Source organism: Tabrizicola sp., assembly GCF_016792905.1.
Lineage (GTDB): Bacteria > Pseudomonadota > Alphaproteobacteria > Rhodobacterales > Rhodobacteraceae > Tabrizicola.
The window spans coordinates 37916-55273 of sequence record NZ_JAEULP010000003.1 but is presented as its reverse complement, the minus strand read 5'-3'; the positions used below and the strand labels follow the sequence as shown (position 1 = coordinate 55273).

The 17358-nt window shown below is 65.4% G+C and carries 15 protein-coding genes; 5 read left to right on the top strand and 10 right to left on the bottom strand.

The features are described from left to right. On the bottom strand, window positions 1-1011 hold a 1011-nt coding region (gene nusA / locus JNL31_RS00880; protein ID WP_294968621.1), incomplete at its 3' end, for a transcription termination factor NusA. Window positions 1012-1023: 12 nt separating this feature from the next. Then, the gene (rimP, locus tag JNL31_RS00875) at window positions 1024-1644 is read right to left on the bottom strand and encodes a ribosome maturation factor RimP (protein WP_294968618.1); all 621 of its coding nucleotides are present in this window, start codon (window positions 1642-1644) and stop codon (window positions 1024-1026) included. A 232-nt stretch (window positions 1645-1876) separates the two neighbouring features. Here rimP and JNL31_RS00870 point away from each other — a divergent pair, with 232 nt between their 5' ends. After that, window positions 1877-3697, top strand: coding sequence for a BamA/TamA family outer membrane protein (locus JNL31_RS00870; protein WP_294968615.1), 1821 nt, complete (start codon window positions 1877-1879; stop codon window positions 3695-3697). Window positions 3698-3708: 11 nt separating this feature from the next. Then, window positions 3709-7218: a translocation/assembly module TamB domain-containing protein gene (locus JNL31_RS00865; RefSeq protein WP_294968612.1), complete on the top strand. Its 3510-nt coding sequence runs from the start codon at window positions 3709-3711 to the stop codon at window positions 7216-7218. Window positions 7219-7245: 27 nt separating this feature from the next. Here the strand turns inward: JNL31_RS00865 and JNL31_RS00860 are convergent, their stop codons facing one another. The 7 genes from JNL31_RS00860 to JNL31_RS00830 all read right to left on the bottom strand — a co-directional run bounded on the left by JNL31_RS00860 (window position 7246) and on the right by JNL31_RS00830 (window position 12815). Then, complete coding sequence (locus JNL31_RS00860) at window positions 7246-7461, bottom strand: hypothetical protein (RefSeq protein WP_294968609.1); 216 nt, start codon at window positions 7459-7461, stop codon at window positions 7246-7248. Window positions 7462-7620: 159 nt separating this feature from the next. After that, on the bottom strand, window positions 7621-8301 hold the full coding sequence (locus JNL31_RS00855) for a YjbF family lipoprotein (RefSeq protein WP_294968606.1): 681 nt from the start codon (window positions 8299-8301) through the stop codon (window positions 7621-7623). A 5-nt stretch (window positions 8302-8306) separates the two neighbouring features. Continuing rightward, complete coding sequence (locus JNL31_RS00850) at window positions 8307-10409, bottom strand: YjbH domain-containing protein (RefSeq protein WP_294968603.1); 2103 nt, start codon at window positions 10407-10409, stop codon at window positions 8307-8309. 122 nt (window positions 10410-10531) lie between these two features. Continuing rightward, complete coding sequence (locus JNL31_RS00845) at window positions 10532-10975, bottom strand: MarR family transcriptional regulator (RefSeq protein WP_294968600.1); 444 nt, start codon at window positions 10973-10975, stop codon at window positions 10532-10534. After that, window positions 10972-11802, bottom strand: coding sequence for a carbon-nitrogen hydrolase family protein (locus JNL31_RS00840; protein WP_294968599.1), 831 nt, complete (start codon window positions 11800-11802; stop codon window positions 10972-10974). Before JNL31_RS00840 ends, JNL31_RS00845 begins: the two co-directional genes overlap by 4 nt. Beyond that, window positions 11802-12059 (bottom strand): glutaredoxin 3, encoded by a 258-nt coding sequence (grxC, locus tag JNL31_RS00835; protein ID WP_294968597.1) that lies wholly within the window; start codon window positions 12057-12059, stop codon window positions 11802-11804. The genes JNL31_RS00840 and grxC overlap by 1 nt, the downstream gene beginning before the upstream one ends. Window positions 12060-12092: 33 nt before the next feature. Continuing rightward, window positions 12093-12815, bottom strand: coding sequence for a ComF family protein (locus JNL31_RS00830; protein WP_294968594.1), 723 nt, complete (start codon window positions 12813-12815; stop codon window positions 12093-12095). Window positions 12816-12838: 23 nt separating this feature from the next. Between JNL31_RS00830 and JNL31_RS00825 the strand changes: the two genes are divergently transcribed. The 3 genes from JNL31_RS00825 (at window position 12839) to JNL31_RS00815 (ending at window position 16556) form a co-directional block, all read left to right on the top strand. After that, on the top strand, window positions 12839-13675 hold the full coding sequence (locus tag JNL31_RS00825) for a methyltransferase domain-containing protein (RefSeq protein WP_294968591.1): 837 nt from the start codon (window positions 12839-12841) through the stop codon (window positions 13673-13675). A 52-nt stretch (window positions 13676-13727) separates the two neighbouring features. After that, a complete protein-coding gene (hemH, locus tag JNL31_RS00820) occupies window positions 13728-14810 on the top strand; it encodes a ferrochelatase (RefSeq protein ID WP_294968588.1) in 1083 nt (360 codons plus the stop codon). 150 nt (window positions 14811-14960) lie between these two features. After that, the gene (locus JNL31_RS00815; protein ID WP_294968585.1) at window positions 14961-16556 is read left to right on the top strand and encodes an exonuclease domain-containing protein; all 1596 of its coding nucleotides are present in this window, start codon (window positions 14961-14963) and stop codon (window positions 16554-16556) included. A 104-nt stretch (window positions 16557-16660) separates the two neighbouring features. Here the strand turns inward: JNL31_RS00815 and JNL31_RS00810 are convergent, their stop codons facing one another. Beyond that, window positions 16661-17251 carry a L,D-transpeptidase gene (locus JNL31_RS00810; RefSeq protein WP_294968582.1) on the bottom strand — a complete coding sequence of 197 codons (591 nt, stop codon included), beginning with the start codon at window positions 17249-17251 and terminating at the stop codon, window positions 16661-16663. Window positions 17252-17358: the final 107 nt, after the last annotated feature.

The window sequence follows — 17358 nt, the reverse complement described above, 5'->3', positions numbered from 1 at the left end:
CTGGCTGGCCAGCCGCACGTTCTGGCCGCGCCGGCCGATGGCGAGGCTGAGCTGGTCGTCGGGAACCACCACCTCGATCCGCTCGGCATCCTCGTCCAGCACCACCTTCGACACCTCGGCCGGCTGCAGCGCGTTCACCAGGAAGGTCGGCACGTCCTCGTTCCAGGGGATGATGTCGATCTTCTCGCCCTGAAGCTCGTTCACCACCGCCTGCACGCGGCTGCCGCGCATGCCGACGCAGGCCCCGACCGGGTCGATGGAGTTGTCGTAGCTGACCACCGCGATCTTCGCCCGGCTGCCCGGGTCGCGGGCCACCGCCTTGATCTCGATGATGCCGTCGTAGATTTCCGGCACTTCCATCTTGAACAGCTCGGCCATGAACTGCGGGTCGGTGCGCGACAGGAAGACCTGCGGACCCCGCGCTTCGCGGCGGACATCCTTGATGTAGCAGCGGATGCGGTCGCCGATCCGGTAGGCCTCGCGGCCGATCTTCTCGTTCCGGCGCAGGATGCCCTCGCCCCGGCCGATGTCGACGATGACGTTGCCGTATTCCTCGCGCTTGACGGCGCCGTTGATGATCGTGCCCTTGCGGTCCTTGAATTCCTCGAACTGGCGGTCACGCTCGGCCTCGCGGACCTTTTGCAGGATCACCTGCTTGGCCGATTGCGCGGCGATGCGGCCCAGGTCGACGGGGGGCACTTCATCGATGACCTCATCGCCGATCTGCGGGTCGGCAAGGTAGGATTTGGCCTGCTTCACGGTGATCTGGGCGTGGTGGTTTTCCACCAGGTCATCCTCGGTCACGGTGCGGACGCGGGTAAAGCTGGCGCGACCCGTCTTGCGGTCGATCTTGACGCGGATGTCCATCTCGGCGCCGTAGCGCGACTTGGCGGCCCGGGCGAGGCTGTCCTCCATCGCCTGGATCACCAGATCCGGGTCGATCATCTTTTCGCGCGCCACGGCTTCGGCGGTCTGCAGAAGCTCCAGCTGGTTGGCGGAGGTGATTGCCATGGGGTTCTCTCCCTAGTGTTTCGTCTCGGGGGTGGGCTCGTCGTCCTCGTCCCCATCGTGTTCTGGCCCGTCAATTTCCTCGATCTCGTCGAACTGGCCATCGGCGGGCTCCGCCACCTTCTTCTGGCGCAGCATCTCGGTGATCAGCGCATCCGAAAGGATCAGCTTGGCGTCGGACAGCCAGTCGAACTTCAGCCCGATGGTCACGTCCTCGCCACCCTCTTCGAGGGTGATCAGCACCTCGTCGCCCTCGACCCCCGCGAGATCGCCCTTGAAGCGGCGGCGGCCGTCGATCAGTTCGGTGGTCTCGACCCGGGCTTCCCAGCCCTTCCACATCTCAAAATCCTTCAGCCGGGTCAGCGGCCTATCGATCCCGGGAGAGGAGACTTCAAGGATGTAGTTTTCTTCCAGCGGGTCTTCCACGTCCAGCACGGCCGAGACGGCGGTGGAGATGTCGCCGCATTCGTCAACGCCGATGCCGCCATCAGGACGGTCGGCCATGATCTGAAGGATGCGGGTCTTGCCGCCCATCAGTCGCAGGCGGATCAGCTCGAATCCCATGCCTTCGATCACCGGGCCGACGATGTCGGCAAGGCGGCGGTCGATGGCGGTTTTCGCGATCAGATCGGACATGGCGTTCCAGAAACAAAAAAGCGGACCCAGCGGCCCGCCCGTCACTTTCGGTAGCTTCAGGTTTGGACCCTGAAGCAGCTGTTGGGGTGCATATAGGCCCCTCTTCCCGAGTCTGCAAGAGGCAAGACGGGCCGTCGAGGAACCCAACTCCGCCCAGTCACGTTGGCCTGATTGCAGGGGTCTGAACAAGCTGCGATAGTCCGGGGAAGGTTGCGAATGGGGTGTCTGCTGAATGTTCGCCGGTAACGGTCTGTCGCGGTTCCGGTTGACTGTCGCATTGGCGGTGATGGTGCTGTCCGCGGCCCAGGCCCAGGCGCTGGACCGGCTGGATATCAGCGTGGCGGGCGGATCGGAGGCGTTGACGGAAGCGGTCAACGAGGCCTCGCAGGTCCGGGCTTTACAGGCACAGGGGCAGACCGATCCGCAGGACCTGCTGGCAGCAGCGCGGTCGGACTATGCACGCATTCTGGCGGCGATGTATGCCAGGGGGCATTATTCGGTCGATATCCGCATCCAGATCGACGGACGCGAGGCGGCGGCAATTCCAGTGCTGGAAGCCCCCCGGTCCATTTCAACGATCCGCATCGCGGTGGATCCCGGCGCCCCGTTCCGCTTTGGCCTGGCGCGGGTGCAACCCCTGCCGCCCGGGACCGAGTTGCCGCAGGAATTCCGGACCGGCGCCGTCGCGGAAAGTGGAGCCGTGACCTCGGCGGTGGGCGTGGCGATCAAGGCCTGGCGCGAAACCGGCCATGCCAAGGCTTTTGTCGCGGCGCAGGACGTGCTCGCCGACCATGCGGCAAAGCGGCTGGATGTGGATGTGGGGCTTGCCCCCGGCCCGCGCCTGCGCTTCGGACATCTGGAGATCGTCGGCGAAGACCGGATGCGCGAACGCCGCATCCGCAAGATCGCCGGTCTACCGGAAGGCGAGACGTTCAGCGAGACCGAGCTGCGTCGCGCGGAGACGCGGCTGCGGCGGACGGGCATCTTCGCCTCGGTCGCGCTGACCGAGGATGATCAGGTCACGGCTCCCGACCTTTTGGGCGTGACCGCGACCGTCGTCGAACAGAAACCCCGCCGCTATTCCTTCGGCGCCGAGATCGCCAGCCTGGACGGGCTGTCGCTGTCCGCGTCCTGGCTGCACCGCAACCTTCTGGGTGGCGGCGAACGGCTGGGCGTTTCGGCTGACGCGACCAACATCGGATCGGGGCAAAGCGGGGTCGACTACGGGCTGGAGGTGACGCTGGATCGTCCCGCCACGCTGACGCCCGATACGACGGCGGGGCTGGTGCTGGGCTATTCGCATGAGGACGAGATCGACTACAACCTCGACTCGGTGACCTTCGGCCTGAAGTTCAGCCATGTGTTTTCCGAGCGGCTGACCGCCCGGGCGGGGCTGACCTACGACTACGTAGACGGACGCGACCCCGGCGGTGCCTTCACCTTTCGCAACCTTTCGCTGCCCTTGGGCGTGACCTGGGACAAGCGGGACGTGGCGAACAATCCGACAAAGGGGTTCTATCTGGATGCCGAAGCCAAGCCCTTCGCGGGCTTCGGCACCACCGGGTCAGGTCTGCGGGCGACGCTGGATGGCCGTGCCTATCGCAGCCTGGGCGAACCCGGAAAAGTCGTCGTCGCGGCGCGGGTGCAGGCGGGGGCGGTGCTGGGCTCCGACCTACTGGAGACACCCCGCGGTGATTTGTTCTTCTCTGGCGGCGGCGGAACAGTGCGCGGGCAGCCCTACCGCTCGCTCGGCATCGCGGTGACACGCGGGTTCGGGCCGGAGTTCCTGATCGGCGGGAAGTATTTCCTTGCGGGGTCGTTGGAAGTGCGGGCCAAGGTCAGCGACAAGATCGGCGTCGTGGGCTTTGTCGACTGGGGCAGCATCGGGCTGGACGGGTTCACCGGCGAGTTTGCCGAATCCCACGCCGGGGCGGGAATTGGCCTGCGCTATGACACGGGGCTTGGACCGATCCGGTTCGACGTGGCCGCACCGATCAGCGGCACGACTGGCGACGGGGTGCAGTTCTATGTCGGCCTGGGGCAGTCCTTCTGATGCGGCGGGTCATGATGATAGGCGCCTGCCTGCTGGCCGGGACCGCCTGGGCGCAGGAGGATGACCGCGACTACCTGACCGCCTTTCTGGAAGACACGCTGTCGGGCGCGGGACGGACGGTCACGGTAACGGGCTTCGCCGGGGCGCTGTCGTCCCAGGCCACCATCGAGCAGTTGACCATCGCCGACGACCAAGGTGTCTGGATCACACTGAACGGCGTGGTTCTGGACTGGAGCCGCTCGGCGCTTCTGTCGGGCGAGTTGAACGTCAACGAGCTTTCGGCGGCCGAGATCATCGTGGCCCGCCTCCCGCAGTCCGAGTCGAGCGCGATGCCGGAGGCCGAAGCCTCTGGCTTTAGCCTGCCTGACCTGCCGGTTTCGGTGAATATCGACCGCGTCGCCGCCGAACGAATCGAACTTGCGCCCGAGGTTCTCGGCCAATCCGTTACCGGGACGCTGGAGGCCTCGATGCAGCTGGCAGGGGGCGAGGGGCAGGCGAAGCTGGACCTGATCCGCACCGGCGACGGACCTGCGGGCGAGATCACGCTGGATGTCGCCTACTCCAACACCTCACGCGAACTGGGCCTGGCGCTCGTTGCCGAGGAGGGGGCGAAGGGGATCGTCGTCAGCCTGCTGGACATTCCCGGGGCGCCCTCGGCCTCGCTGCACATCACGGGACAGGGCCCGGTCGAGGATTACTCCGCCGACATCCTGCTGGCGACCGACGGGGCCGAGCGCCTGAAGGGGACGGTCGCGATCAAGGGCGAGGACGGCGGCTACCGCGCGCGGGCGGACGTGGCAGGCGATCTTGCGCCTCTGCTGGCACCTGAGCAGCTGGAATTCTTCGGCAACAACGTGGCGCTTAGCCTTGATGCGCTGCGCTCGCCCGCCGGACGGATCGCGCTTGACCGGTTCGACCTTTCTGCCCGGTCCGTCAGTCTGAGCGGCAAGGCCGAGATTGCGGCGGATGGCTTGCCGGAATGGTTCGACGTGACCGGCACACTCGCCGCGCCCGACAACATGCCTGTTGTCCTGCCTTTCGGCGACGATACCCGCATCAGCCGGGCCGATTTCCATCTGGCGACGAAGCCGGGGGACAAGGACAGCTGGTCGGGGGAAGTGTCGGTGGACGGGTTCGACCAGCCCGACATGAAGATCGCCCGGATGCGGCTGGACGGTTCGGGCCGGGTGGGGCGGACCCCGGTGGGCAACAGCTTTGGCGGAACGTTCAACGTGCTGGCTTCGGGCCTTGCGCCGACCGACCCCGCACTGGCCGAGGCCCTGGGGCCCGAGATCATCGGTTCGGTGCGGATGCACATGCTGGAGGGTTCCGGTGCCCTGCAACTGTCAGGCATCCGTTTCGAAGGTGCAGGGTTGACCGGCACCGGAGCGCTGAAGATCGAAGGGCTGGAGGATGCGTTCCTGACCAGCGGGCGGATTGCCGTGGAGGCTGCCGACTTCGCACGGTTCTCGCGGCTTCTGGGGCGAAGGCTGGGTGGGTCGGGACGGTTGGACCTGAGCGGGTCCGCCAGCCGATTGTCGGGCTTCTTCGATGCAGACATCGCGTTCAAGGGCACCGATCTGAGCCTGGATATCCCCGAGGCCGACCGCCTGCTTGCCGGTCCGTCGACCCTGACCGCATCCATCCGCCGCGACGAAGGCGGCACGATCCTCCGGTCGCTGGAGCTGGCGGCGAACGGTCTTCTGGCGCGGGCCAACGGGAAGCTGTCCTCGCTGGGGTCGGACCTGGCGGGGTCGGTCACGCTGGACGATCTGGCGGTTCTGGGCCCGGGCTATGGCGGCAGCGTTGCGCTCGACGGTCGCTTTGCCGGCACGCCCGAGGACGGGCAGGTGACGCTGGCGGGAACCGGCCAGTCCCTGCGGATCGGGAACGGCGAGGCCGACAAGCTGCTGGCAGGGAAAAGCGTGCTGGACCTTGCGCTGTCCCTGAAAGACGGCGTGGTGCAGGTGCAGTCGGCGAAAGTCTCGAACCCGCAGTTTTCGCTGGCCGCGAACGGCATGGTCGACGGCAGCCTGCGCACTATCAAGCTTGATGCCCGGCTGGCGAACCTTGGCCTGATCGTGCCCGAGGTACAGGGCCCGCTGACCCTTTCGGGCACCGCCACGCAGGACGAAGACGGCTATGGCCTGAACATCACGGGAAAGGGGCCGGGTCAGATCAATGCCGCTGTAGCCGGCCGGATCGCCAACAGCTTTGCCACGGCGGACCTGACCATCAAGGGCTCGGGCGAGGCGGGGCTGGCGAACCTGTTCATCTCGCCCCGATCGGTTTCGGGCCGCATCGGCTATGATCTGCGGCTGAACGGCCCCCTTGCGCTACGCTCTCTTGCGGGCAGGGTCACTCTGTCCGACGGACGGATCGCCGATCCGGGGCTGGGCCTGTCCCTGCAGGGGGTCGAGGCGATTGGCGAGTTGCAGTCCGGTACGCTGCGGCTGGCCGCGACCTCTGCCCTGTCTTCGGGCGGCAAGCTGCGGATCGACGGGCCAGTCGGGCTGGAGAGCCCGCAGTCGGCCGACCTGGCGATCACGCTGGAAGGATTACGGCTCTACGATCCCGAACTTTACGACACACGGGTCAGCGGCAGCCTGACGCTGAAAGGTCCCCTGACGGGCGGCGCGCTTCTGTCGGGCAGCCTGAGCCTTGCGGAGACCGAGATCCAGGTGCCCGCCTCCGGCTTCAGCTCGGCCGATGCGCTGCTGGACATCCGTCATCTGCGCGAACCCGGCGCGGTGCGCGAGACCCGTCGAAAGGCCGGATTGCTGGGAACCGGCAGCGGGCAATCCGGCGCCGATGGCGCAAGTCGGCCCATTGCGCTGGATCTCACTATTTCGGCGCCGAGCCGGGTCTTCATCCGCGGGCGCGGCATCGACGCCGAACTGGGCGGCGAGATGCAGCTTCAGGGCACGACCGCCGATGTCCGCCCGGCCGGGGCCTTTCACCTGATCCGGGGAAGGATGGACATCCTGGGTCGCCGACTGGTCCTGTCGCGCGCCGACCTGACGCTGGAAGGCAGCCTGATCCCCCAGATCAGCATCGCTGCCGAAACCGAAAGCGACGGGATCACCAGCAGCGTCACGGTCGAGGGCCCCGCGGATGACCCGGTGGTCAGCTTCACCTCGGCGCCCGAACTGCCGCAGGAGGAGGTGCTGGCGCGGCTGTTGTTCGGGCGCAGCCTGGACAAGATCTCGCCGTTGCAGGCCGCGCAGCTGGCCAATGCGGTTGCAGTTCTGGCCGGACGCGGGGGCGTGGGGATCGTCGGCAACCTGCGGCGCAACTTCGGGCTGGATGATCTGGACGTCACCACGGCCGAGGACGGAACGACGGCGCTGAAGGCCGGGAAATACATCTCGGACAATGTCTACACCGAGGTCGAGGTGGATCAGGATGGCAAGAGCCAGATCAACCTGAACCTCGACCTGCGCGAAGGCGTGACCGTCAAGGGCCGCCTGGGGGCCGATGGCGATACCGGGATCGGCATCTACCTGGAGCGGGACTACTAGCCTCGCACGGGCGCCTGCTTTTGCCGGTCAGGGTGGCGGCGGCGCTGCCTCTTCGTCGTCCGAGCCGCACATGACAATGCACAGGATCAACGGCACCGCCAGCCAAGGCAGAATTCCGGTGCTCGACGCAGGTTTCTCCGCGACCACCGGCTCCTCTTCCTCGACGACGACAACCGGGCCACCGGCCTGGGCCGAAGATGCGACCAGAGCAGCGGACAGTGCGAATGCGGTCAATAGCTTCATGGTGCCCTCCTGCTGTGGGGCCATGTCTGAAGATAGGCGCAGTACCGGAATTCCGCAGCCGATCATCGGTGCGTGACTCAACAATAGCCGAAGTTGCGCGGAAATTGCATCAGTTTCGTCCGATCCGGGCCGACCCGACGTGGGCGCGCAAGCATTCGGTCAGTCGATCACGCGCTCGAAATCGATATAGCCGATCATGCCACTTACCCATTGCCGCGACTTCCGAATCGATGACCCCTCGATCCAGTAGTCATTGGACAGCTTTCCAAGCGGTCTTTCGCAGGTCTCTGTCACATGGGTCGTCGTGTGGCTGCGCCCGACAATCTCGATGGTTTCCTTGCCGACGATGGCGGTCGAGCAGTCATACGTCCGCCGCGTCCCCTGATCGTCATCGCCAAGGAAGTAGTAGATGCGCTGGTAGCTGGTCCCGGCTGCCAAAAGCTGGCCGACCGAGGGCGCCTGCGCCGACATCAGATCAGGGCCAAGCCCGCGGGTCTGGATCAGCACCCCATTGCGCTGGGAGAACGTCGCCCCGTCCCGGGTCTTCCAGGTCAGGACGTCGTCCTTGGTATCAATGACGGTAACGAAGGCGTTCTGGCCCAAAGTCTTGGACGACACGCGAAGGATCGGCTTTCCGGCCTTTTCCAGGGCAGCACGCCGTTCCGCAGGAGTTTTCACCGTGCCGTCGGTCGTTTCTTCGGTCTTGCCACCCTTGACCTTGGAAACCGTGTTCTTCGCCATGGCACCCAGGGCCGAGACGAACGGGCTCGGCCCGGTCTTTTCCGACCCGCATCCGGCGAGCATGCCAATGACAGCAAGGGCGGCGGCAAGTTTCAGCATCGAAGTCACCGCCAGACCCTGCCCCAATCGGGATCGAGCCCATCGGTGTGATAATCCCGAATCGATTCATACAGGCGGCCATCGACGTCGACCCGTGCCCCGCCATCGCCGCCCGTGGGCCGGAAGGTCATGCCGAAGCCCCGTCGGCTGTCCGTTCCCATCGCCCAGTTCAGCGGAATGGTGAAGCGAACGCCTTTGTCAAAACCGCCTTCGCCATAGTCGGCCGCGCTGACATCGGTAACGGTCGCAAAGGCACCGACCCGCCAGCCGTTGGCAAACACCCGGTCGAGCGAGATCGTCGCGCCGACATCACCCGCAAGGTAGCGGCCCACGTCCAGCTCGCCCAGATAGCCGTTGCCGAAATCGTAATAGGCCGAGACATGGCCGGTCACGACGTCATAGTCGTATTCGCCGAAGCCGAAACCGCCGTCCGTATCGCGCTGCTTGGTGTAGTTCAGTTCGACCCCAAGGGCGAGCTGGCTGTCGACGGGCTTCCACAGCACCTCTCCCGAGATCCCGGCATGCATCCGTTCCAGGTAGCCGACGGTCACGCGCGAATAGAAATCCGGGGCGGGCCGGGCATACCAGGCAAAGGTCAGCCGCTCCAGGGCCGGGTCGCCGAATTCGTTGTACAGCGATCCGTCCGTGCGAACGTGCTGCAGGGGAGAGGTCGAAACCGCACCTCCGTCGCGATTGCTGGCCAGTTCCTTGTAGATTGCGCCAGAGATCACCAGGCCGGGAGCAATGTCATAGGTGCCGGACAACCGAAGCCCCACATCGCCTTTCCGTGGTTCGGGCAGGCGAAGCACGGGGCGAAGGCTCCAGCGGAACTTCGGGTACAGCCCCTCGTCGCCCAGAGAATAATCCGGAACCGGACCGGCATCGGTGACAGTCACCCGTTCACGCAGGAGCGTTGCGTTGTCGGCGGTGTATTCCAGCGACTCCAGGTCGCTGCGCCGGATGGTGATCTTCGAGGCACCGATGCCGTTCACCACGGGCACGATCTCGAACACCTCGACCGAGGCCGGCATCACATGGCTGAGCGCGCGGGCCGTGCGGCCAATGGCCTGCGAGCCGGCGTCGATCCGGCCATTGCGGATACGGACCTGAACCGTCGTCGCGGTGTAGGCAAGGTCTTCCACCGCAATTCCGTCTGCCGCCAGCCGCTTGGCCAGATTCTCGCGCAGGATCGGCCCGGCATCCGCCTGCGTCACCCAGCCGCCGTCATAGGCATCCGGATCGGCCGACCGGGACGGACGCGCCTTGACCGGAGCCGGGGCCGGACCGACCACGCCGCCGGTCGCCCGGCTTTTCGGGTCAAGGATGATGTGGAAGGCAAGCGCAAATTCCGAGCCATACAGCGAATAGGCCCCGAAGCGCATGTTCGGGCTGCGCTGGTATTCGACGCCAAAATTGAACGGGCTGTCGCGTTCGATCAGGCCGCGCTCGTCGTCTTCCAACAGATAGGCGTCCGAGGAATACTCGCCCTTGATCGTCCAGTAGTCGTTGATCTTGTATTCGACCCCCGCGAAAGGCGCCGCCTCGCCGCGGAACCACTGGTCGGCGTTGGGCGTGCCGGTCGGGCTGACCGGGGGCCGGTTGCCGAACGGTGTACCGATCCCGCCATAGCTGCCCAGCCGTCCCCATCCGAGACCTGCCGTTACCTTCAACTTGTCGCCGAAGGTCTTGGTCGCCGCGACATATTCCGAGGAGAACAACCCCTTCCCCGTCAGGTCCTGCAGCCCGATGGTCAGCGCAGGCACGAACCTGCTTTCCTTCAGCACCTGGTAGCGCAGGTCGATGCTGCGGTCGGTTTCCTTGTCGTCGCCGGGAATAAGGGTGTCCCAGTCGCGCCAGGTCTGGAACCGGAAGGACGCCGAAAGCCGCTCGCTCGCTTGAAAGCTCAGCGTCGTGCGGGTGATCGGGCCGACGACGCCCATGCTGAAGGAGAAGGTCGCATCCTTCTGCGCATCGCCCGAGGGCATGTCGATCAGGCCGGTTACGCCGTTCATGTTCAGCGTTCCGGTCATCTCCGCCAGGGCGGGCGCGGTAGAGAGCGCCGTGCCCAGGGCAAGCGACGAAAGCAGGAAGCGAGGCGAAGGCTGCATGTTGACCGGGTCCAGGATACCGGCACAGTCTATGCGAAGATACGGCGGGCAGGGCAAGGCCTATTGGCAGCCCTGCGGCCCGAACGACGGAACCTATGGCATTTCGGACATGACCCGAAGGGTCAGCCGTCTTCCAGCTTGATCCGCAGCTCGCGCAGCACGGGAAGGAGCGCCCGCACCCGCTCGGCGCCCACGGCCTGCACAACCTCGGCGATCAGCGGCACAACGCCCGCCAATGCCGCCTCGCGCGCCGCCCGGCCGCTTGGGCTGATCGCGACGAACTTCTGCCGCGCATCCTCCCAATCGGGGCGGATATGCACATGCCCCGCCCATTCGAGCTTGTTCAGCGTGTTGGTCATCGCGCCCCGGGTAACGTGGAACGACTTCGCAAGCTGTGCCGGGGTCCGTTCCTCACCCACCCTCGCCAGATGGTTCAACACGCTGAAATGCGACAGTTCCATCCCCTTCGGCAGCACCTTCGAGATGCGGTTCCGTGCCAGCTGGTCGGCCATGAACAGCTCGCCGAACAGGGCCACCGCGATGTCGTCGGCCTTCTCGGCGCTCATGGCCCGTCGAAGCCCCGGTCATGCGACAGCGACGGCACCCTGCCCCGCGCCTTGTCCACGTCGGTCAGGTCGAGGTCAACGATCGTCACCCCCGGTTCCATCCCCGCATCGGCCAGCACTTCCCCCCAGGGCGCGATGGCCAGCGAATGCCCGTGCGTCTTGCGCCCCTTGCCATTCGCTTCCGGGTGGAAGCCGGTCTGCGCCGGTGCCAGCACGAAGCACCCCGTTTCGATCGCCCGGGCGCGCAGTAGGGTTTCCCAATGCGCAGCACCAGTGATGTGGTTGAAGGCCGCAGGCACCGCGATCACCTGCGCCCCACCCTGCGCCAGACGGCGATAGAGCGCCGGAAACCGCACGTCGTAGCAGACCGTCATGCCGATTCTTGCGAGGGGCGTTTCAGCCACCACCGCCCGCGCACCGGGCCGGTAGCCCTCGCTTTCACGATAGACCTCGGTCGGCGAGACGTTCACGTCGAACATGTGGATCTTGTCGTAACGGGCCACGATGTCGCCGTCCGGCCCGATCAGAAAACTGCGGTTGGCAAAGCGGCCGTCCGCGTCATGGGTCAGCACGCCCAGAGAGCCGATCAAGAGCCAGATCCGCGCCGCCTTCGCCTCGGCCCGCAGCGAAGCGAGCGTTTCGTCGTCCTCCTCGTGCCGGAACACCGCCCGCTGATGGGCCCGGCTGGAAGACAGCCCGTTCGTCATCTCTGGCGTCAGCACGAAGCCTGCGCCTTGCGCCATGGCCTGCCGGATGAACCCGACGGTCTCCGGCAGGTTCGCCGCCGGATCGTCCGAAACGTTCAACTGGACCAGCGCTGCTCGCATCACTCGGCCAGCATCGCGTCAAGTTTGCCGGAATGGTCCAGCGCGTGCAGGTCATCCGACCCGCCGACATGGGTTGCCCCGATGAAGATCTGCGGCACGGTCCGCCGCCCGTTCGCCCGCTGCACCATCGTTGCACGCAGGTCAGGGTCGGCGCTGACGTCGATCTCGCGATAGGCCACGCTCTTGCGGTCCAGAAGCCGCTTGGCCATGGCGCAATAGCCGCAGAAGGGGGTCGTGTAGATTTCGACGGGACGCATCAGGGCACCTCTCTCGGCCCCGAATATAGGGATTCAACCGTCTTTCGCAACGCGCGCCAGGCTCAGGACCGAAACCGACCGCGCCCCTGCCGCCATGATCGCCTCGGTCGCGGCGGCAAAGGTCGCGCCCGAGGTCATCACGTCATCGACCAGCAGGATGTCCCGCCCCGCTACCCGCTTCTCCCGTGTCACGGGCACGGCGAAGGCACCGACGAGATTGGCAAAGCGGGCGTCCCGCGTCTTGCCCTCCTGGCTGCCGGTCGATCGTTTGCGGGTCAGCGCGTCCGGGCAATGGTCCAGCCCCGCAGCCCTGGCGATGGCGCGGGACAGCAGAGCCGCCTGGTTGAACCGCCGCCGGAAAAGACGCATCCAGTGCAGCGGCACCGGCACCGCCAGCATACCCGGTTGCAGGATCGGAGCGGCTGCCTTGAGCATCCAGGCCGAGGCCGGGCGCGCGAGGTCCATCCGGTCGCCGTGTTTCAATGCCAGCACCAGCCGTCGTCCGTTGTCGCGGTACATCAGCGCGGCGCGGCCCCGTTCCCAGGGGCGGGCGATGGTCATGCAGTCATCGCAGCGCACCCGTTCGCTGCTGTCCTGCCCCGGCAAGGGCACGCCGCACTGGTCGCAGACGAGGCCGGAGATGAAGGCCGTCTCGCGCCAGCAGTCGGCGCAAAGTCCGAAGTCGCTTTGAACCGGCGCCGCGCAGGAAATGCATTGCGGCGGATAAAGCACATGCAGCGCGCCTTGCAATCCCATCCGGCCCTCCTAATCTTCGCCCGATGACCCAGCCTATGATCCTGACCGACCGTGCGGCCCTGATCCGCCACCGCGAGCGAGGGCGAAGCCTGCCCGGCCATGCGGAAGCGCTGTTCCTGCACCATCTCGCCCTGTCCGACCTTCAGGAGAGACTGAGTGAGGTTAACAGAAGGTTTACGGCACCGGCCGTCGTGACCGGATTCCACGAGATTTTCCGTGAACTGGCGTCGGCCTCCGTCGTTGCGGACGACGATCTGATCGCTCTCGAAGCTGGCGCGCACGATCTTGTCGTGCACGCGATGTCTCTCCACTGGGCCAACGACCCCATCGGTCAACTCGTGCAGTGCCGCAGGGCCTTGAAACCCGACGGGTTGTTCCTTGCGGTGCTTCCCGGTGGCCGCAGCCTTCAGGAACTCCGCGCCGCGCTGGCAGAGGCCGAAGCGTCAGTGACCGGCGGACTTTCGCCCCGGGTCCTCCCGATGGGCGAAATCCGCGACCTCGGCGCGCTGATGCAACGGGCCGGGTTTGCCCTGCCGGTCGCCGACAGCCTGGTGCAGACGGTGGAATATCAGAGCTTTCCTGCCCTCCTGTCCGACCTCCGCGCCGCTGGCGAGACCAATGCCCTGACCGGGCGGCTGCGTCACTTCACCCGGCGTGCGGTCCTCGCCGAGGCCGCCCGTATATACGCCGGTAGCTACAGTACCTCCGAGGGCCGGTTGAAGGCAACGGTGGAGCTGGTGTTCCTCACCGGCTGGGCCCCGCATGAAAGCCAGCAACGGCCCTTGCGACCGGGATCGGCCAGGGCCCGGCTGGCGGATGCCCTGGGCGTGCCGGAGAAGCCCTTGCCCAAAGATGGTTGACCCGGCCCGTCCAACCCTTATGTCCCGCCTTGAACCAATGGGAAGAACCGCCATGCAGGGACCCGAGACCACCGTCACCCCCGGCCAGGGCCGCCTGGCCCATGCCCCCGTAGACCATCCGCAGGTCCGCGCGCCGCGGGTGGGGGTGCTGCTCGCCAACCTCGGCACGCCGGACGGCTACGACTACTGGTCGATGCGGCGCTATCTGGGCGAGTTCCTGTCGGACAAGCGGGTGGTCGACTATCCCAGCTGGAAATGGCAGCCGCTGTTGCAGCTGGTGATCCTGTCGAAGCGGCCCTTCACCTCGGGGGCGAATTACAAGCTGATCTGGAATGAGGACCTGGACGAAAGCCCGCTTCTGACCATCACCAAGGCTCAGACGGCGGCGATTGCAGCGGTACTGGCTGAAAGGCACGGGGCGGAGGTGATGGTCGATTTCTGCATGCGCTACGGCAACCCCTCGACCGAGGCGAAGGTCAGGGCGATGGTCGCGGCGGGGTGCGAGAAGATCCTGTTCTTCCCGCTCTACCCCCACTACGCCGGGGCGACCTCGGCCACCGCGAACGACCAGTTCTTCCGCGCCCTGATGCAGGAGAAGCGGCAGCCCGCCGTGCGGACCGTCGCCGAGTATTTCGACCACCCGCTCTACATCGACGCGCTGGCCGGGTCGGTCGAGGCAGCCTATGCGACGCTGGATCACCGGCCGGACGTACTTGTCGCCAGCTACCACGGGATGCCGCAGCGGTATCTGCGGGAGGGGGACCCCTACCATTGCCAGTGCCAGAAGACCTCGCGTTTGCTGCGGGAGAGGCTGGGGTGGGAGAAGGGGTCGATCGACACCAGCTTCCAGTCGGTCTTCGGGCCGGAAGAATGGCTGCGACCCTATACGGTCGAACATGTGGCGGCGCTGGCGAAGGCGGGGAAGAAGCGGATCGCGGTGATGGCCCCGGCGTTCTCCGCCGACTGCATCGAGACGCTGGAGGAGATCAACGGCGAGATCCGGGAGGCCTTCCTGCATGCGGGGGGGGAGGTCTTCACCTACATCCCCTGCCTGAACGACCAGCCTGCCCATATCAGGGCGCTGGTGGCGGTGATCGAGGAGAATCTGGCGGGGTGGTTGCTGCGGGCGAGATAAGTGTCCACGGTGGACAGATTTTTCGGGTTAATGATTTCAATGGGTTGGTCGCGGACATTTACGATTTGTTAGGACTTGGCAAGCATGGTCGAGAGCGGTCAAGGCATGACAGTCTGGCAGCGGATTACTGCAAGGATGTAAATCGAGAGAATGACTATTCCTGCTGACGACCTCCTTTCCGCACTCCTCGAAGCTTCTCCGCTCCCGACGGTCCAAGCGCCCCGCAATGCGCGCGGCCTTTACGGGCTTGTCGATCACAACGGGGATCTTCGCTACATCGGTTCGACCCGCTCGACAGATCAGTCCTTCTACGAGCGTATCCACCAGCGCCACCGCACTGGTTCGGAGGGGATGAGCCATTACTTTTCGCAGATGTACAACGTTGGCCGGATGTGGCGTGACCGCAAGGATCCGATGACGAAGGCTGACGGCGACCTTGCCAAGGCGTTGCGGAACGAATTCGTCCTTGATCATTGCCGCGCGGTTTGGCTTCCCCTCCCCGAAACGGTGGACATCGCACAGCTCGAGGCCGAGGTGATCCAGCGCGCTCCCGATCACGTCAAGGCCTGGAACCGGCGCGGAATGAAGGCTTATGACGAGCCTGTCGACAAAGTGGACTCCACGCTTTGCCGACTTGGTTGGGGCGCGCGGGAATTCGCGGCCATCGAACGACAGCGCTTGCGTTTCCTGGCAGCGATGGCGGGCACTGTAACGGTGCCTGTTTTGAAGCCGGTGTCCATCAGCCCGGCACGTGTTGCCTCTTTCCCGAAAGGTCCATTCCGATTCTTCGCGCTGGATGTCGAGACGGCGAATAATGACCGGGGAAGCATCTGTCAGATCGGCGTTGCCTGTGTGCGTCCGGACAATTCCATCGAGACATGGACGACTTTTGTCGACCCGAAGGTTGATCACTGGGTGTTCACCTATCTGCACGGCACCAGCGTCCGCACGGTGCGGGGTGCTCCTGCCTTCGCTGAAGTGTTACACATCTTGGAAGACTCCTTGGCGGGCGGGACTGTCTACCAGCATTCCGGATTTGATCGAAGCGCTATTGCCGCGGCCTGCGGCAATAGCGGTTTACCAGTCCCGCAGTGGAACTGGCGCGACAGCGTCCACGTTGCCCGTGCCGCCTGGCCTGAGCTTCGCGGAAATGGCGGCCACGGCCTCGCAAGCCTCAAGCAGCATCTTGGCCTGGTGTTCGAGCACCATCATGCCGGCGAGGACGCGCGCGCTGCTGCGGAAGTGGTCTTGAGAGCCGAGGGGATGCAGGTGGGCCCTATGCAGGTTCCTGCGCCGATCAGAAGGAACAGGCCCGTGGACGATGAGGACTTCGCAGTCATCGAAGATGAAGTCGATGTCATTGCGGTCGGGTCGAAACCTGCGGCGACACCGATCCCGTCAGGCCCAATCCCCCAATCTGTTGTCCCGCGCCGCATTGGAACGACCGAGATTACTCAAGGCAACATCGACAACAACCACATCTACCTTAGAAGCTTCTTCGATAGATTTCCTGCCGATGCAGTCGGCGGATCGAACAGGTCCTCAACAGCCTTGCGTGAAGTCTCAGTCGACTGGGGTGGCAGCGAAGTCGTCACGACCGATCTCGATGGAGCAAAGCGGTTCTTCCGCAAGCGCGGCTGGATCAGAGAATTCTTCGCCTTGCACAGAGTCACGGCGGGGGACGTGGTGGCCGTGGAGGAGGTGGGTCCCTACCAATACCGTCTGACGGTGGTGCGTCTGACTTGAGCCGGAGTGCGGGCCGAACGCTGCCCGATCAGGCAAGCGGGCACGAAAAGGACCGCGAAGCCCGTCGGCGACGCGGTCCCATTGTTGACGCCAAATGGGGCAGGTCAGATCAACCGCACCTGCGTCCCGACCTTGGCGAATCCGTACAGTTCCAGGATGTGCTCGTTGTAAAGCCCGATGCAGCCGCTTGAGGAGCGGCGGCCGATCTTGCGGGTGTCATGCGTGCCGTGAATCCGGTAGGCGGGCCAGCCGAGATACAGGGCACGGACGCCGAGCGGGTTGTCCGGCGCCCCGCCTTCCACGACGGCCGGCCATTCCGGGTGACGCTGCAACATGGAAGCCGTCGGGCGCCAGGTCGGGTTCTCGACCTTCTGGATCACCGAGGTGACGCCGCGCCGCGTCAGCTCTTCCGTCAGGGGAACCGAGGTCGGGTACAGCCGGTAGATCGACTGGTCTTCCGACCAGAAATGCAGCGCGCGCGAAGTCGTGTCGGCCAGGATCGCGCCGTTGCGGGTGTTGTCGAAATAGTCCTGCCACTGCAACATGCGGAAGCTGGAGATGTTGTTGCGCACCGAGGTGGCGGGTTCGGTGAACTCGGTGCTGCCGTCCTGGGCAAAGGCGGGAAGCGCTGCCAGACCGGCAACGCCCACCGCCGCACCCAGAACCGCCCGGCGGTTGACCGTGTCGTTCGACATGGCAGAAACTCCTCAAAGACCGTGTTTGCGCGGCCTATAGCGCTTTTCCTTGGCAGCCGCAAATCAAAGACCTGTCAGCATCGGGCGATGGGCAAGTCTTCGTCGCC

What these genes read in the sequence shown, in the direction of transcription:
- JNL31_RS00865 (WP_294968612.1), top strand. Translation starts at nt 3,709, where the DNA reads ATGATGATAGGCGCCTGCCTGCTGGCCGGGACCGCCTGGGCGCAGGAG.
- JNL31_RS00850 (WP_294968603.1), bottom strand. Translation starts at nt 10,409, where the DNA reads ATGCAGCCTTCGCCTCGCTTCCTGCTTTCGTCGCTTGCCCTGGGCACG.
- JNL31_RS00825 (WP_294968591.1), top strand. Translation starts at nt 12,839, where the DNA reads ATGACCCAGCCTATGATCCTGACCGACCGTGCGGCCCTGATCCGCCAC.
- JNL31_RS00845 (WP_294968600.1), bottom strand. Translation starts at nt 10,975, where the DNA reads ATGAGCGCCGAGAAGGCCGACGACATCGCGGTGGCCCTGTTCGGCGAG.
- JNL31_RS00860 (WP_294968609.1), bottom strand. Translation starts at nt 7,461, where the DNA reads ATGAAGCTATTGACCGCATTCGCACTGTCCGCTGCTCTGGTCGCATCT.
- JNL31_RS00815 (WP_294968585.1), top strand. Translation starts at nt 14,961, where the DNA reads ATGACTATTCCTGCTGACGACCTCCTTTCCGCACTCCTCGAAGCTTCT.
- grxC (WP_294968597.1), bottom strand. Translation starts at nt 12,059, where the DNA reads ATGCGTCCCGTCGAAATCTACACGACCCCCTTCTGCGGCTATTGCGCC.
- JNL31_RS00870 (WP_294968615.1), top strand. Translation starts at nt 1,877, where the DNA reads ATGTTCGCCGGTAACGGTCTGTCGCGGTTCCGGTTGACTGTCGCATTG.
- rimP (WP_294968618.1), bottom strand. Translation starts at nt 1,644, where the DNA reads ATGTCCGATCTGATCGCGAAAACCGCCATCGACCGCCGCCTTGCCGAC.
- JNL31_RS00840 (WP_294968599.1), bottom strand. Translation starts at nt 11,802, where the DNA reads ATGCGAGCAGCGCTGGTCCAGTTGAACGTTTCGGACGATCCGGCGGCG.
- JNL31_RS00830 (WP_294968594.1), bottom strand. Translation starts at nt 12,815, where the DNA reads ATGGGATTGCAAGGCGCGCTGCATGTGCTTTATCCGCCGCAATGCATT.
- hemH (WP_294968588.1), top strand. Translation starts at nt 13,728, where the DNA reads ATGCAGGGACCCGAGACCACCGTCACCCCCGGCCAGGGCCGCCTGGCC.
- JNL31_RS00810 (WP_294968582.1), bottom strand. Translation starts at nt 17,251, where the DNA reads ATGTCGAACGACACGGTCAACCGCCGGGCGGTTCTGGGTGCGGCGGTG.
- JNL31_RS00855 (WP_294968606.1), bottom strand. Translation starts at nt 8,301, where the DNA reads ATGCTGAAACTTGCCGCCGCCCTTGCTGTCATTGGCATGCTCGCCGGA.